The sequence below is a fragment of the Acidovorax sp. Q11 genome, assembly GCF_054950075.1.
This window is the reverse complement of the sequence record NZ_JBUDZG010000024.1, coordinates 1-14,468: the sequence shown is the minus strand read 5'-3', so window position 1 is coordinate 14,468 and position 14,468 is coordinate 1. Positions and strand designations below refer to the sequence as shown.

14 protein-coding genes are annotated in these 14,468 nt (G+C 67.0%); 13 read left to right on the top strand and 1 reads right to left on the bottom strand.

Going from position 1 to position 14,468, the window contains the following annotated elements; translation table 11 throughout:
• The first annotated feature begins 271 nt into the window (after positions 1–271).
• From ACYZGB_RS17075 to hpaH, 5 genes are read left to right on the top strand one after another with little or no spacing between them, the layout of a single operon-like run.
• A complete protein-coding gene (locus tag ACYZGB_RS17075; RefSeq protein ID WP_462389994.1) occupies positions 272–1,747 on the top strand; it encodes an aldehyde dehydrogenase family protein in 1,476 nt (491 codons plus the stop codon).
• A gap of 25 nt (positions 1,748–1,772) precedes the next feature.
• The gene (locus tag ACYZGB_RS17070; RefSeq protein ID WP_462389992.1) at positions 1,773–2,672 is read left to right on the top strand and encodes a DODA-type extradiol aromatic ring-opening family dioxygenase; all 900 of its coding nucleotides are present in this window, start codon (positions 1,773–1,775) and stop codon (positions 2,670–2,672) included.
• On the top strand, positions 2,669–3,613 hold the full coding sequence (locus ACYZGB_RS17065; RefSeq protein ID WP_462389990.1) for a fumarylacetoacetate hydrolase family protein: 945 nt from the start codon (positions 2,669–2,671) through the stop codon (positions 3,611–3,613). The genes ACYZGB_RS17070 and ACYZGB_RS17065 overlap by 4 nt, the downstream gene beginning before the upstream one ends.
• Before the next feature lie 27 nt (positions 3,614–3,640).
• Entirely contained in the window at positions 3,641–4,636 is a 996-nt protein-coding gene (locus ACYZGB_RS17060; protein ID WP_462389989.1) for a Bug family tripartite tricarboxylate transporter substrate binding protein, read from the top strand.
• A gap of 10 nt (positions 4,637–4,646) precedes the next feature.
• Positions 4,647–5,462, top strand: a complete 816-nt coding sequence (hpaH, locus tag ACYZGB_RS17055) for a 2-oxo-hept-4-ene-1,7-dioate hydratase (RefSeq protein WP_462389988.1) — start codon at positions 4,647–4,649, stop codon at positions 5,460–5,462.
• A 35-nt stretch (positions 5,463–5,497) separates the two neighbouring features.
• Here the strand turns inward: hpaH and ACYZGB_RS17050 are convergent, their stop codons facing one another.
• Positions 5,498–7,246, bottom strand: a complete 1,749-nt coding sequence (locus ACYZGB_RS17050) for a response regulator (RefSeq protein ID WP_462389986.1) — start codon at positions 7,244–7,246, stop codon at positions 5,498–5,500.
• 354 nt (positions 7,247–7,600) lie between these two features.
• On the opposite strand from ACYZGB_RS17050, the gene ACYZGB_RS17045 reads away from it, so the two are divergent.
• From ACYZGB_RS17045 to ACYZGB_RS17010, 8 genes are all read left to right on the top strand, one after another.
• Positions 7,601–8,338, top strand: coding sequence for an endonuclease/exonuclease/phosphatase family protein (locus ACYZGB_RS17045; RefSeq protein ID WP_462389985.1), 738 nt, complete (start codon positions 7,601–7,603; stop codon positions 8,336–8,338).
• Between the two features lie 4 nt (positions 8,339–8,342).
• A complete protein-coding gene (gene clsB, locus ACYZGB_RS17040; RefSeq protein WP_462389984.1) occupies positions 8,343–9,581 on the top strand; it encodes a cardiolipin synthase ClsB in 1,239 nt (412 codons plus the stop codon).
• Positions 9,582–9,793: 212 nt separating this feature from the next.
• Positions 9,794–10,522: a GTP cyclohydrolase I gene (folE, locus tag ACYZGB_RS17035; protein ID WP_462389983.1), complete on the top strand. Its 729-nt coding sequence runs from the start codon at positions 9,794–9,796 to the stop codon at positions 10,520–10,522.
• Between the two features lie 3 nt (positions 10,523–10,525).
• On the top strand, positions 10,526–10,948 hold the full coding sequence (locus tag ACYZGB_RS17030; protein ID WP_142148055.1) for a BLUF domain-containing protein: 423 nt from the start codon (positions 10,526–10,528) through the stop codon (positions 10,946–10,948).
• Positions 10,949–11,154: 206 nt separating this feature from the next.
• Positions 11,155–12,036, top strand: a complete 882-nt coding sequence (locus ACYZGB_RS17025) for an EamA family transporter (RefSeq protein ID WP_462389982.1) — start codon at positions 11,155–11,157, stop codon at positions 12,034–12,036.
• Positions 12,033–12,881 carry a DUF429 domain-containing protein gene (locus tag ACYZGB_RS17020; protein WP_462389981.1) on the top strand — a complete coding sequence of 283 codons (849 nt, stop codon included), beginning with the start codon at positions 12,033–12,035 and terminating at the stop codon, positions 12,879–12,881. The genes ACYZGB_RS17025 and ACYZGB_RS17020 overlap by 4 nt, the downstream gene beginning before the upstream one ends.
• Positions 12,882–12,965: 84 nt before the next feature.
• A complete protein-coding gene (locus ACYZGB_RS17015; RefSeq protein ID WP_409889178.1) occupies positions 12,966–13,184 on the top strand; it encodes a hypothetical protein in 219 nt (72 codons plus the stop codon).
• A 373-nt stretch (positions 13,185–13,557) separates the two neighbouring features.
• Positions 13,558–14,229, top strand: coding sequence for a histidine phosphatase family protein (locus ACYZGB_RS17010; protein ID WP_462389979.1), 672 nt, complete (start codon positions 13,558–13,560; stop codon positions 14,227–14,229).
• The last annotated feature ends 239 nt before the right edge of the window (positions 14,230–14,468 follow it).

The following is a 14,468-nucleotide window of genomic DNA, read 5'->3' as shown; positions in this document are numbered from 1 at the left end:
GCCGTGCAGTGCTAGGCGCCCTGAGTGCCGTGTAGCTTGGCTACACAAGCGAAGGGCAACGACGCAATGCGCGGCCTGGATGGCTTTCCCTCCGGGCTGCCCCCGCAATGCGGCGTCTGCTTTGTCGCGTGGCTTGCCCATAGATGACTATGGGCTGCGCCCCGCTTCGCGCATCCATCCGCATTGCGGGGTCAGCGCGTGGGGGTATTGATTGATGACACGCCCTAGGCAGGGCTGCCTGGCCCCGCTTGTTGTCTGACCGGAGAACCCCTTGAGCACCGAGACCCTGAACGTCGCCGGCATTGCCGTATCGCCCCACCACTACATCGACGGCCAGCGCGTGGCCTCCGAAATGCGTTTTGACCTGCACTCGCCTATCGACCAGGCACTGCTGGGCCGCATCAGCGAGGGCTCGCCCTCGCATGTGGACGCCGCCGTGACTGCTGCGGCGCGTGCCTTCCCGGCCTGGAGCGCGCTCACGGCCGCCGAGCGCAAGCCCTACCTCGACCGCTTCGCCGCCGAGATCGGCCAGCGTGCCGAGGCCTTCTGCACGCTCGAATCCAACGACGCGGGCGTGCTGCTCTCGCGCATGAAGCACGGCGTGGTACCGCGCGCCATGCTCAACATCACCTGGTTTGCCGAGCATGCGCTGACGCTGCAGGACCGCCCCATCGAGACCGAGCAGGCCACCCACCTCGTGCGCCACGACCCGGCCGGCGTGGTGGCCATCATCACGCCCTGGAATGCACCGCTGATGCTGGCCACCTGGAAGCTCGGCCCCGCCCTGGCCGCGGGCAACTGCGTCATCGTCAAACCGCCGGAATGGGCGCCGCTGACCAGCAGCCTGCTGGCCGATTGCGCGCACGCGGCCGGCCTGCCACCCGGGGTGTTCAACATCGTGCAGGGCGCTGGCGCCAGCACCGGTGCGCGCCTGGTCAGCGACCCGCGCCTGGCGCGTATCTCGTTCACCGGCTCGGTGCCCACGGCCAAGTGGATCGCGCAGTCTGCGGGCGCTAACCTCGTGCCCTGCAGCCTGGAGCTCGGCGGCAAATCGGCCTTCGTCGTGCTGGAAGACGCCGACATCGACAACGCGGCCGCCACCGGCGCGCTGATGTACCGCAACGCTGGCCAGGTGTGCCTGGCGGGGACGCGTTTCCTGGTGCACCGCAAGGTGCACGATGCCTTCGTGGCGGCCCTGCGCGGCTATGTGGAAAAGCTCACCGTGGGTGATCCGCGCGAGGATGCCACCGAGGTAGGGCCCATCATCCACCCGCGCCAGGTCGAGCGCGTGCACGGTTTTGTGCAGCGCGCCGTGGCCGATGGCGCCACGCTGCTCTGGGGCGGGGCGCACCACCCCTTCGGCGCGCAGTATTACCAGCCCACGCTGCTCACCGATGTGCGCCAGGACAGCGAGATCGTGCAGAACGAGGTCTTCGGCCCGGTGCTCACGCTGCAAACCTTCGACAGCGACGAGGAGGCCATTGCCCTGGCCAACGGCACCGACTACGGCCTGGGTGGCGTCTGCTACGGCCAAGCGGAACACGCCAGCGCCGTGGCGCAGCAAGTGCGCACCGGCTTCATCTGGGTCAACAGCTTCGGCATCCGCGACCTGGCCGCGCCCTTCGGCGGCATCAAGCGCAGCGGCGTGGGCCGCGAAGGAGGGGACTGGAGCTTCGAGTTCTTCTGCGACGTGAAGGACGTTGTTGTCCCGAAAAAGCCCTTCCGCGCCAGCTTCAGCCACCGCTAAGACACATCCAAAGGAGACACACACCATGGGAAGCATCGTTGGCGCCGCCATCGTCTCGCACCACCCCGGCCTGATGCAATGCGAGGAATTTCGCGTGCTGCAGGGCGCGGGGGCCGACTCGGACCTGATCCCCGGCTATGCGCGCCTGCGCGAGAAGATCGCCGAGGCCCGGCCCGACGTGGTCATCATTTTCGACTCGCACTGGTTCACTACCGGCTACCACCTGGTGGACGGCGCCGCGCGCTACCAGGGCACCTACATCTCGGACGAGATGCCCTGGTACCTGCATGGCGTGCCCTACGACTACCGGGGCCACCCCGATCTGGCACTGGCCATCGAGGCTGCGTCCCGCGAGCAGGGCGGCTACAACCGCGTCATCAACCACCCCGACCTGGGCAAGCAGTACGCCACCATCAACCTGGTCAAGCAGCTGCGCCTGGAGCGCAGCGACACGCCGGTGGTCACCGTGAGTTCGTGCCAGAACTGCGATTGGCGCCACTTCCTGAAGTCGGGCGAAGCGATTGCCGAGGCCGTGCGCCGCAGCGACCTGCGCGTGCTGCTGCTGGCCTCGGGTGCGCTTAGCCACAAGTTCAACCCCATCGACTGGAAGCCCAACCACCCGCGCATCTTCCACGAGAGCAATGTCTCGCGCCCCGAGAACATCGTGAGCGACAAGGGCGCCATCGCGCTGATGGAGCAGGGCCGGCACGACATGGTATTGGAGCGCTGGCAGGACGAGTACCGCAAGATGCCCTGGGAGGCCTTCGGCGCCCACTACCTGCAGATGCTGGGTGCCATGGGTGGGGCGGACTGCCGTGCGCGCGGCGTGGCCCTGTCGGCCTATGAGAACGCACGCGGAACGGGCAACGTGCACATGTGGTTCGATGGTGAATCGAGCGAAGCAACGGCAAAGGTGGCGGCATGAACTTCGAATTCCCGATCAACGAACTGCCCGCCGTGATGCGGGGCCCGCGCGTGGAGCGCCGCCGCGTGCTGGTGGGCGGCAGCGCCTGCTGGGGCACCCTCGTGGAAGAAGGCGCGCAGCAGGGACAGTTGCGCCTGGACGATGGCCGGGTGCTCGACCCGGCCACGGTGCAGCACCTGCCGCCCGTCTCGCCCAGCAAGGTCATCGCCGTGCACATCTCGTACAGCTCGCGCAGCTTCGAGACGCGCAACCAGCCCAAGCCCACCGAGACGCCGACCTACTTCACCAAGCCGCCGACCTCGGTCAACGGCCATGGCTGCGAGATCCACAAGCCCGCCGACAGCCAGTACCTCAACTACGAGGGCGAGTACGCCGTGGTCATCGGCAAGACCTGTCGCAACGTGCTGCCCGATGAAGCCTGGGACTACATCGAAGGCTTTTGCCCCGCACTCGACATGGGCCTGCAAAACTACCGCGACACCGACCAGGGCAGCATGCTGCGCGTGAAGGGCGCGGACACGCTGCTGCCCATCGGCCCCGGCATCGTGCGCGGTGTCAACCTGTTCGAGCAGACACTGCGCACCTACCGCAACGGCCTGCTGGTGCAGGAGGCGCACATCGGCGACGAGACCATCTGGGGCCCGCACTACGTGGTGGCCGACATCGCGCGCCACATCACCCTGGTGCCGGGCGACGTGATCCTGATGGGCACGCCCTGCCACTCGCGCTCGGTGGACCCGGGTGATCGGGTGGAGTGCGAGATCACCGGCCTGGGCCGCCTGGCGGGCATGGTGGTCGCCATTGACGCACCGCGCGCCTCGGCCCTGGGCGTGGGCCACCAGCCCACCGACAGTCCCGAGGTGCGGCGCGTGGCCTGCGGCTTCGACGAGCGCGTGCCCGAACACCTCAAGGCCAACTACCGGCAGGCTGCGAAGAAGTAACCCATAACCACACACAGGAGACAAACCATGACCCTTTCCCCATCCCTGTCGCGCCGCGATGCTTTGCAATGGGCCCTTGCCAGTGCGGCGGGCGGCATGCCCTTCCTGGCCCATGCCCAGGCACTCGATACCGTGAAGATCCTGGCTGGCTTTGCCGCCGGCGGCACCGTGGACACCCTGGCGCGCCGCGTGGCCACCCAGATCACGGGCGGCTATGCCAAGTCGGCCGTGGTGGAGAACAAGACCGGCGCGGGCGGGCAGATCGCCATCACCACGCTCAAGGCTGCCCCGGCGGACGGCGCCACGCTGCTGGCCACGCCCATGTCCATGCTGGGTATCTACCCCCACACCTACAAGAAGCTGCCCTACGACCCGGTGGCCGACGTGACGCCCGTCTCGCTGGGCGTGGTGTTCGACATGGGTTTTGCCGTGGGCCCGCAGGTGCCCGTGTCGGTCAAGACCGTGCCTGAGTTCCTCGAATGGTGCAAGGCCAACCCCACGGGCGCCAACTTCGGCTCGCCCGCACCGGGCTCGGTGCCCCACTTTGTGGGCGAACTCATCAGCCGCGCGGGCAAGGTGGACATGCGCCACGTGGGCTTTCGCGGCTCGCAGCCCGCCATCCTGGACCTGCTGGGCGGGCAGATCGCAGCCGTCTCGGCGCCGGTGGGCGAATTTTTGCCGCACCTCCAGGGCGGCAAGCTGCGCGTGCTTGCTACCTCGGGCGCCACGCGCAACAAGTTCGTGCCGGGCGTCAGCACCCTGGTCGAACAGGGCTTGCAGGACATGGTCTACGGTGAGTGGTTCGGTTTTTTCCTTCCGGGCAAGGCCCCGGCCGAGGTGGTGCAAAAGGCCAATGCCGCCATCCGCGCTGCGCTGGCCGACAAGGACGTGATCGCCGGGCTGGCCGCCATGGGGCTGGAGGCGCGCTCGTCGAGCCCGGCAGAACTGGCGGCGCTGCTCAAGGCCGACGGCGAAAAGTGGGGCCCCATCGTGAAGGCCATCGGCTTCACCGCTGAATCCTGAGGCCCGCACGATGCTCGACGACGCATTGATCCAGCAACTGGCCCTTGAACTGCACCAGGCCGAGAAGACCCGCGAGCAGGTGGAGCATTTCTCCAGGCGCCACCCCGGCATGACGGTGCAGGACGGCTATGCCATCTCGCGCGCCTGGGTGGCGATGAAGATCGCCGAGGGGCGCTCGGTGCGCGGCCACAAGATCGGCCTGACATCGCGCGCCATGCAGGTCGCCAGCCAGATCACCGAGCCCGACTTCGGCACGCTGCTGGACGACATGTTCTTTGCCGAGGGCGGCGACATCCCCATGCAGCGCTTCATCCTGCCGCGCGTGGAGGTGGAGCTGGCCTTCGTGCTCAACAAGCCGCTGCGCGGCGAGCCGGGCCGACCCCCGGTGAACATTTTCGACGTGCTGGCCGCCACCGAGTACGTGGTGCCCGCCATCGAGATCATCGACGCGCGCATCGAGCAGCACGACCGCCACACGGGCGTGATGCGCAAGGTCTTCGACACCATCTCGGACAACGCGGCCAATGCTGGCATCGTCACCGGCGGACGCCCCGTGCGGCCCGACGCGGTGGACCTGCGCTGGTGCGGCGCGCTGCTCTACAAGAACGGTGTGATCGAGGAATCGGGCCTGGCCGCCGCCGTGCTCAACCACCCCGCCACTGGCGTGGCCTGGTTGGCCAACAAACTCGCTCCCTATGGCGAAGGGCTGGAAGCTGGGGAGGTGGTGCTGGGCGGCTCGTTTACGCGGCCCGTGGCGGCTGCCGCGGGCGACACCTTCCATGCGGACTACGGGCCGCTGGGCAATATCGCATTCCGCTTTGTGTGAGCGGCGCGCACACCACACACGGTGCCAGGCTTGTTTCAGGGCCGCAGCTGGAGCTTGTCGGCCGCACTTTCGGGCGCGGCGGCATCGGGCTGGCCCATGTCTGCTTCACTGGCAGTGGGTGCCGCAGGACTGCTGCCCTCCAGTGCATTGCGTGAGCGGATCACCACGCCACCGGGCCGCCGCTCGCTGTCCTGGCCCAGGATGGCGCGTGCAGGGGCATTGCCAATGCGCTGGCGCAGCGCATCAATGGCTTCTTGCAGTGGTTCGGGGGACGCAATGCGCGCGCCGTGTCGCAGCAGCACCTGCTGCGACAGGTCCAGCAGCTTGGAGTTGAGGGTGGGGGTGGCCTGCTGCAGCAGGTTCTGCACGGCGCCTGCGGGGTCGCCCGACAGGCTCTGGGCCATGGCGACTTCGGCGGCCTTGTTGACCTGCTGCAGGCAGTCGCGCACCAGCACGCCATAGGGCTCGTGCAGGCTGCAGGCGTTGGCCATCAGCTCGGTCAGCCCGCGCGTGTTGGCGTAGCGCATGCCCAGGGCGCGCACCCAGCTCTCACCCTCGGGCAATTCGATGGAGGTGACGGCCAGCACCGCCAGCAGGCTGCCCAGGTTGCAGGCTGCCTCAAAGTCAAAACTGGCGGTCGTGATCTCGCGTGCCATGGCGCGCACCGACTCGACAGCCTGCGAGAACTGCCGCTGCTGGATGAGCTGCAGCGCCCGCGCCACCTCGGCAAAGCGGCGGATGCGTGCGCTGTCGGAGTGCCGCTCCAGGATGCGCGCAAAGTCGGCCATGCAGCGCTCAATGCCCTTGCGGTCGTTTTCGGCGTAGTAGGCAAAGGTCAGCAGCACCAGCGACTGGTAGTCGAACAGCTTGGAGTCGATCCCCAGCACCACGGCCCGGGCCAGCACCTTGGTGGCGGTCTCGCGGTCGCCCATGTAGTACGACATCATCCCCAGCTTCTGCAGCCGCACCACCGAGTCGGGCGTGAGCGTGCTGGCGGTGCGGTAGGTCTCGATGGCCTGCGCGAAGTTGCCCAGCTCCACCTGGGCGCGGCCGAGCACGTCGTAGGCATCGGCAAACGATGCGTCTTCCCCGATCAGCTCCTGCAAGGTGGTGATGGCACGCGCTGCCTGGCCCGACTCGATCTGCGCGCGCGCCACCCCCAGCTTGGCCCAGGGCAGGGCGCGTGCGGCAATCACGGCCTCGAACAGCGTGCGCGCCTCATCGTGCCGGCCCAGGCGCAGCAGCAGCTCCGAGCCAATGCGCGCGGCGTACAGCCAGTAGGGCTTGCGCGCTTCGAAGCGCTCCACGCACAGCGCGGCGGCCTGCTCGAAGTCTTCGGCCTCAATGGCGTCGAAGATGGGCTTGAGGTGCACCTTGCGCAGGCGTGCCAGGCTCAGGCGCTCGAACAGCGCGCTGGGCGTGAAGGGCTTGAGCAGGTAACCATCCAGCGCCGACTCGGCGGCCTCGGCCACCGCGGCATAGGACGCCTCGGCCGTGACCATAAAAAACACGGTGGAAAACGGCAGCAGCTGCGCGCGCCGCAGGTCGTCCAGCAGGGTCTGGCCCGAGGTGTTGGCATCGCCAAAAAACTGGTCGCACAGCACGTAGTCAAACACCGTGTGCTCCAGTCGGCTGCGTGCGTCCTGCACACGCGAGCACTGCACGATGCGGGTCACGCCGTATTCGCGCAATTGCCCCACCAGGATGCTGCGTGACGTGGCATTGCTGTCCACAATCAGCGCCTGAACCTGTGGGGGGACGGGTTGTCGGTTCTCTGTGGCCATGGGGCTGAACTGGCCTGTATGTGGTGTGAAGGAGACAACCCCAGTGTACCGGCCCATGGCAGCCCGTGGGTGTCGGGCAAACCCGCTGCCCGCGTGGCTTGCGACACAATCAACAGTCCTAGAAACGGCAGTTGACCGCTTGCCATCTTCAAGAGAGCCCGATGGATACTGACTTTCGCTGCTTCGTTGACGTTCGCCTGTGGAGTGGGCACGCTACACACTCGCCAGCACCGCGCTCGCCGCGCCAGGCTGCGTTGCTCCTCCTTGCGGGCATTGGCCCGCTGCGTCCTCGCGCCTTGCCTGGCGCGCCGATCACGGCACTGGCAAGTGCGTTCAATTACCGTTTCTAGGACCATGCAACACGACGACATCCTGCGGGTAGCCACCTACAACATCCACAAGGGTGTGCAAGGCATCGGCCCCGCGCGGCGGCTGGAGATCCACAACCTGGGGCTGGCGGTGGAGCAGCTGGATGCCGACATCGTCTGCCTGCAGGAGGTGCGCAAGCTGCATCGGCGCGAGGCGGCCTACTTTCAGCGCTGGCCCGATGTGCCCCAGGCCGAGTTCCTGGCGCCCGAGGGCTACGAGGCGGTGTACCGCACCAACGCCATCACCAAGCATGGCGAGCATGGCAATGCGCTGCTGTCGCGCTGGCCCGTGATCGGGCACCAGCACGAGGACATCTCCGACCACCGCTTCGAGCAGCGCGGCCTGCTGCATGTCGAGGTGGATGCCCATGGCCGCAACGTGCATGTGATCGTGGTGCATCTGGGGCTCATCCCCGGCAGCCGGGTGCGCCAGATCGAGCGCCTGCAGGGGTTCATCGACCGCGAGGTGCCACCCGGCGCACCGCTGATTGTGGCGGGCGACTTCAACGACTGGGGGCAGCAGCTCAAGCGCATGCTGGCCGGGTTCTCGCTGTACGAGTTCGAGGAACCGCGCGCCTTCACCTATCCCGCGCGGCTGCCCCTCACCCAGCTCGACCATGTGTACGCCCGGGGCCTCACGCCCCTGTCGCTGCATGTGCCACGTGGCCGCATCTGGTGGCGCATGTCCGACCACCTGCCGCTGATTGCCGAATTCCGGCTGTGAACGCGTGAAGAAAAAACTGCCCCTGGTCCGTGGCACAGAGTTCTCGGACGACCACCGGGTGCACCTGCTACAGGGCGCCGAGGAGCTGTTCCCGGCCCTTACCGAGGCCATGGACGCCGCGCTGTCGGACATCCAGTTCGAGACCTATATCTTCGACTTCACCGGCTCGGGCGCGGCCGTGGCCGAGGCGCTGATGCGTGCGGCGCAGCGGGGCGTGCGCACCCAGCTGGTGGTGGACGGTGTGGGCACCGGGGCACTGCCCGAGGCCTGGGCCGCGCGGCTGCAGGCTGCCGGGGTGCAGTACAGCGTGTATTCGCCGCTCGGCCCCCTGGGCCTGCTGCTGCCGCACCGCTGGCGGCGCCTGCACCGCAAGCTGTGTGTGGTCGATGGCCGCCTGCTGTTCTGCGGGGGCATCAACGTGCTGGACGATTTTCACGACCCCAACCATGGCGCGCTGGATGCCCCCCGGTTTGACTTTGCCGTGCGTGCCACGGGTAGCCTGGTGGCCGCCGCCAGCGACACCATGGAGCAGCTGTGGTGGCGCATGCAGGCCGTGCGCGATGCGCGCCAGCGCCGCCTGCCCGAGGCGCTGCAGGCCCTGCGTGAAGCCAGCAAGGCCAGGCACGCGGCCGACCCGGCCACCGACTCCGGCCCGCCCATGCGCGCCGCGCTGGTGCTGCGCGACAACGTGCGCAACCGCAGCCGCATCGAAAAAGCCTACCGGCGGGCCATTGGCAACGCGCGGCACGAGATCATCATCGCCAACGCCTACTTCATGCCCGGTGGCAAGCTGCGCCGCGCGCTGGTGATGGCTGCGCGCCGGGGCGTGCGCGTGCGCCTGCTGCTGCAGGGGCGGTATGAATACTTCATGCAGTACCACGCGGCCCGGCCGGTGTACGGCGCGCTGCTGGCGGCGGGGGTGGAGATCCACGAATACGCGCCCAGCTTCCTGCACGCCAAGGTGGCCGTGATCGACGCGCAGGGTGATCGGCCCTGGGCCACGGTCGGTTCGTCCAACCTCGACCCTCTGAGCCTGCTGCTGGCGCGCGAGGCCAATGTGGTCGTGGAAGACGGCGCCTTTGCCACGGACCTGCGCCAGCGCCTGGTGCACGCCATGCAGCACGCGGGCCGCCGCATGGACCCGGCGCGCTACGCCGACCGCCCGCTGCGTCAGCGCGTGCTCGACCGCATCGCGTTCGGCCTGATGCGGCTGGCGCTGTGGGTGACTGGCAACCGCTATTGATAGAGGGCACCACCCCAGGGACAGCCCTCTCCGGCTGCCCTGGCCTTGGCCGCACCCGCTCGATGGACCATGGGTGGGCCGTGGATGGTGCGTTGCGCCCCGTATTGCGATATTGCTATAAAAAATATAGCTTCTAAGGCATATCCAACAGGCGCAGACGGCCTAAAACCCTTGAAATCTGAGGAGTGTGGTTCGCTGTTACGATCCCAATCATGTCCAGCCAACCTGCCGCCGATATGACGCCCACCCCGCCGGATGACGAAGGCACGCCCGTCTCCGTCAAGATCCGCGAGCGCCTCGCCGCCGCCCGCAAGCGCTTTCACGCCAACGACAACATTGCCGAGTTCATCGAACCCGGTGAGCTGGAGAAGTTGCTCGATGAGGTCGAGGTGAAGATGCAAGGCGTGCTCGACAGCATGGTGATCAACACCGAGGGCGACCACAACACCCACAACACCGCGCGCCGCGTGGCCAAGATGTACATCAACGAGGTGTTCAAGGGCCGCTACGTGGCGCAGCCGCCCATCACCGAGTTCCCGAACGCCGAGCACCTGAATGAGCTGATGATCGTTGGCCCCATCACCGTGCGCAGCGCCTGCAGCCACCATTTCTGCCCCGTCATCGGCAAGATCTGGATCGGCGTGATGCCCAACGAGCACACCAACGTGATCGGCCTGAGCAAGTACGCACGCCTGGTGGACTGGGTCATGGGCCGCCCCCAGATCCAGGAAGAAGCCGTGGTGCAGCTGGCCGACCTGATCATGGAAAAGACCCAGCCCGACGGCCTCGCCATCGTGATGGAAGCCAGCCACTTCTGCATGTCCTGGCGCGGCGTGCGCGAGATGGACAGCAAGATGATCAACTCCGTGATGCGTGGCGTGTTCCTCAAGGACAGCGCGCTGCGCCGCGAATTTTTGTCCCTCATCCCCGGAAAGAACTAAGCCATGCTGGTACGCCTGCTTTACGCCAGTCGCGCGGTGGATACCTCTCCCGCCGCCATCGAAGCCATCCTGACGCAGTCGCGCCAGCACAACCCGGGCTGTGGCATCACCGGGGTGCTGTGCTATGGCGGCGGCGTGTTCCTGCAGGCCATCGAAGGTGGCCGCTCGGCCGTGAGCGACCTGTACGGCCACATCCAGAAAGACCCGCGCCACAAGAACGTGGAGCTGCTGCACTACGAAGAAATCGCCGAGCGCCGCTTTGGTGGCTGGACCATGGGGCAGGTGAACCTTTCCAAGATCAACCATTCCATCCTGCTCAAGTATTCCGAGAAGCCCGAGCTGGACCCGTATGCGGTGTCGGGCAAGGTGTCGTATGCGCTGCTGGAAGAGCTGATGGCCACGGCGTCCATCATCGGAAGAGCCTGAAAAGCGGGGCGCTTGGCTACTGCGCGGCCTGATCCCGGGCCTGCGGTACTCGCCGCACGGGAGTGCGGCTGCGTTCCTCAACCCAGGCTGAGGCCGCTCGCTACGCCAATCACCCCACTTTTCGTCGTTGTCCTGAACTCGTCATTGCAGCCGCAGCCCACAGGGGCTGCGGCTTTTTGCATTCAAGCCCTCTCTCTTTTTGACCCGTGACCTTCACCGCCTTCGCCCTCATCATCCTCGCCGGCCTCATCCACGCGTGCTGGAACATCGTGGCCAAGAAGGCCGGGGGGGACTCGCGGTTTGCATTCTTCACCTCGGTGATCATGATGGTCGTCTGGGCGCCGCTGGGCTGGTACCTGGGGCGCGACGCGGTGCCGCAGTGGGGCGCGGTGGAGTGGGGTTTTGTTGCCGCTAGCGGGCTGCTGCATGTGGCGTATTTCGTCATCTTGCTGCGCGGCTACCGCGTGGCGGACCTCACGGTGGTTTACCCGCTGGCGCGCGGCTCGGGGCCGCTGTTGTCGTCGCTGGTGGCTATCACGCTGCTGGGCGAGCAGATCTCTGCGCTAGGCGCTTTGGGCATCGTGGGTGTGGTCGGGGGCGTGTTTCTGATCGCGGGTGGCCCGGGCCTGCTGCGCGCCGCGCACGACCCCGCTGCGCGGGCTCGGGTGCACAAGGGCATGTTGTATGGCTTGCTTACGGGCGCGTTCATTGCCTGCTACACAGTGGTCGATGGCTATGCCGTCAAGTTTTTGCTCATGTCGCCCATCCTGGTGGACTACATGGGCAATTTTGTGCGCGTGGGTCTGCTGGCGCCCGTGGTGCTGCGCGACCTGCCCACGGCCCGCACGCTCTGGCTGGCGCAGTGGCGTTTTGCGCTGCTGGTGGCGGTAGTGAGCCCGGTGGCCTATGTGCTGGTGCTGTACGCCATGCAGCAGGCGCCCCTGTCGCACGTGGCCCCGGCGCGCGAGGTGTCCATGCTGTTTGCGGCGCTGATTGGCGGGCACCTGCTGGGCGAGGGTGACCGCGTGGCGCGCATCTTTGGTGCGCTGTGCATTGCGGCAGGCGTCACGGCCCTGGCCTTGGGATGACGGCCGCCGCACCCCAACCCATGCTGCTGGGCTGCGACTTCTCCAGCAGCCCCACGCGGCGCAAACCCATCGTGCTCGCGCTGGGCCAGCGCCATGGCACACGCGTGTTGCTCAACGCCCTGCAGCTGTTCGACACCCTGGCCGCATGCGGCCAATGGCTGTCTCAGCCCGGCGACTGGGTGGGTGGGTTCGACCTGCCCTTTGGCCTGCCGCGCGAGCTGGTGCAGGCGCTGAGCTGGCCCACCGACTGGCACGCCTGCATGCAGCACTACCGCAACCTCAGCCGCGAGCAGATCCGCGCGCAGTTTGCGGCGTTCTGCGATGCGCGCCCCGTGGGCGGCAAGTTTGCGCACCGTGCGACCGACGGGCCCGCAGGCTCCAGCCCCTCGATGAAATGGGTGAATCCGCCCGTGGCCTACATGCTGCACGCGGGCTTGCCGCTGCTGCTGGACGCGGGCGTGCACCTGCCCGGCCTGCACGCAGGCGACCCCCGCCGCGTGGCGCTGGAGGCCTACCCCGGCCTGCTGGCGCGCGAGGTGCTGCAGCGGCGCAGCTACAAAAGCGACGACCGCGCCAAGCAGACGCCGGACCGACTCATTGCCCGCAAGGACTTGATCAATGCATTGGAACTGGGCCAGACCCGCCTCGGCCTGCGCCTCAAGCTCAGCCATGCCCAGCGCGACACCCTGGTGGATGACGCCAGCGGCGACAGCCTGGACGCCGTGCAGTGCCTGCTGCAGGCCGCCTGGGCCGAGCAGCGCCATGCCGAAGGCGATGCGCTTTACGGCCTGCCGCCGGGGCTCGATCCGCTGGAAGGCTGGATCGTCACGGCTGAAAAGCCGTGACCAACCATTCCACCGCTTTTCCAGGCATCGGCCCGACGCAGGCTACGTAGCATGGGCGGGACACGCCGGATGCTTTGTTTGCCCATGCCTTTCGCCCCCCGCCTTTTGTTCGCGCTGGTCCTGCTGGCCCCGCTGCTGGTGCCGGCCGCCCCCGCGCCCTGGTACTACTGGCGCAGCCTGGTCGATGGCCAGCGCGTGTGCGCGCAAACCTCGCCCGGCCCGGGCTGGGAGCAGGACAGCACCCCCCACGAAGGTCCCGGCTGCCAGCCGCGCCGCAAAGTGCTCATCGTGCCCATGCGGTAGTGTCTGCTGTTGTTTTGTTATAAAAATAATAGCTATTGAGGCTTGCTGGACGGGCGGTAGCGGCCAAAAAACCTTGCAATCGTGTGTGTACATTCGATAATGGCGGGAGCGTGCTATGTGCTTTTACGTGCCCACGTTGGGCCAGTAGGCCAGTGATCGCAAGGCGCGGACTGCCGCCAAGGCTGCTGGCCTTGGCAAGGTCTGCAACGCCGCGAGCGCTGGCCTACTGGCCCAACCCTGTGGGAAAGCCGGGGAAAGGTCCGGCAACGTTGTTACAAGCCGCTTGCAGTATGCATACTGCGGCGCGCCTTGCGCCTAGTTGCCGGGCCTTTCCCCGGCTTTCGTGGACACGTAAAAGCACATAGCACGCTCTATGACAGAACTCATCCTGATCCGCCACGGCGAGACCGACTGGAACCGCGAACTGCGTTTTCAGGGCCACGTGGATGTGCCCCTCAACGCCACTGGCCACGAACAGGCTCGCCGCCTGGCCGAGCGTCTGGCTGCAGAGCGCCCCGTGGTGCACCACCTCATCTGCAGCGACCTCATCCGCACCCAGCAGACGGCCACGCCCAGCCTGCAGGTGTTGTTCCCCCAGGCCCGCATCGACACCCTCACCGACAGCGCCCTGCGCGAGCAAAACTTTGGCGTGGTGGACGGCAAGCGCGTGGACGACGTCAAGCAGGAACACGCCGACGCATGGAACCAGTGGCTGCGCTTCGAAGCCGACTACGGCATGCCCGGCGGCGAGACCACCCGCCAGTTCCACACCCGCGTGATGGACGCCGTCTACCGCATCGCCCAGCAGCACAGCGGCCAGACGGTGATGCTGGTCACCCATGGCGGCGTGCTCGACATGATCTGGCGCACTGCGCGTGGCACCGGGCTGGACGGCCCGCGCCAGAGCGACATCCCTAACGCGGGGCTCAACCGCGTGCGGGTGAGTGGCGAGGCGGTGGAGGTGCTGGACTGGGCCGATGTGCGGCACCTGGCGGATTTGCCGGAGCAGCCGGTATATGACCAGACGAAGTTGGTGGTGCGGTAGCTCCAGTATTTGGCACAAATGCCAGCCTCCTTGCTATCGACTGGTCGCTTTGATGGGAGAGGCTAGGTTGCAGCGCGCAATTGATAGCGATCTGTCTGGGGTGGCGCGATGTCTGAGCCTGTCAGATGTTTTGTGTGTGAGGCATAGCATGTCAACAAGGAGCATGAATGCCACGCAAGACGAAGACAACCGCAGCAGCGGACAAGGCGGCGCAGCCGCAATTCTCAGCCGCAGCGCTT

Bases quoted from the DNA above. Each gene is read 5' to 3' on its own strand.
- ACYZGB_RS17010 (WP_462389979.1), top strand. From the start codon at position 13,558: ATGACAGAACTCATCCTGATCCGCCACGGCGAGACCGACTGGAACCGC.
- ACYZGB_RS17060 (WP_462389989.1), top strand. From the start codon at position 3,641: ATGACCCTTTCCCCATCCCTGTCGCGCCGCGATGCTTTGCAATGGGCC.
- ACYZGB_RS17015 (WP_409889178.1), top strand. From the start codon at position 12,966: ATGCCTTTCGCCCCCCGCCTTTTGTTCGCGCTGGTCCTGCTGGCCCCG.
- ACYZGB_RS17045 (WP_462389985.1), top strand. From the start codon at position 7,601: ATGCAACACGACGACATCCTGCGGGTAGCCACCTACAACATCCACAAG.
- ACYZGB_RS17030 (WP_142148055.1), top strand. From the start codon at position 10,526: ATGCTGGTACGCCTGCTTTACGCCAGTCGCGCGGTGGATACCTCTCCC.
- ACYZGB_RS17065 (WP_462389990.1), top strand. From the start codon at position 2,669: ATGAACTTCGAATTCCCGATCAACGAACTGCCCGCCGTGATGCGGGGC.
- ACYZGB_RS17050 (WP_462389986.1), bottom strand. From the start codon at position 7,246: ATGGCCACAGAGAACCGACAACCCGTCCCCCCACAGGTTCAGGCGCTG.
- hpaH (WP_462389988.1), top strand. From the start codon at position 4,647: ATGCTCGACGACGCATTGATCCAGCAACTGGCCCTTGAACTGCACCAG.
- ACYZGB_RS17070 (WP_462389992.1), top strand. From the start codon at position 1,773: ATGGGAAGCATCGTTGGCGCCGCCATCGTCTCGCACCACCCCGGCCTG.
- ACYZGB_RS17020 (WP_462389981.1), top strand. From the start codon at position 12,033: ATGACGGCCGCCGCACCCCAACCCATGCTGCTGGGCTGCGACTTCTCC.
- folE (WP_462389983.1), top strand. From the start codon at position 9,794: ATGTCCAGCCAACCTGCCGCCGATATGACGCCCACCCCGCCGGATGAC.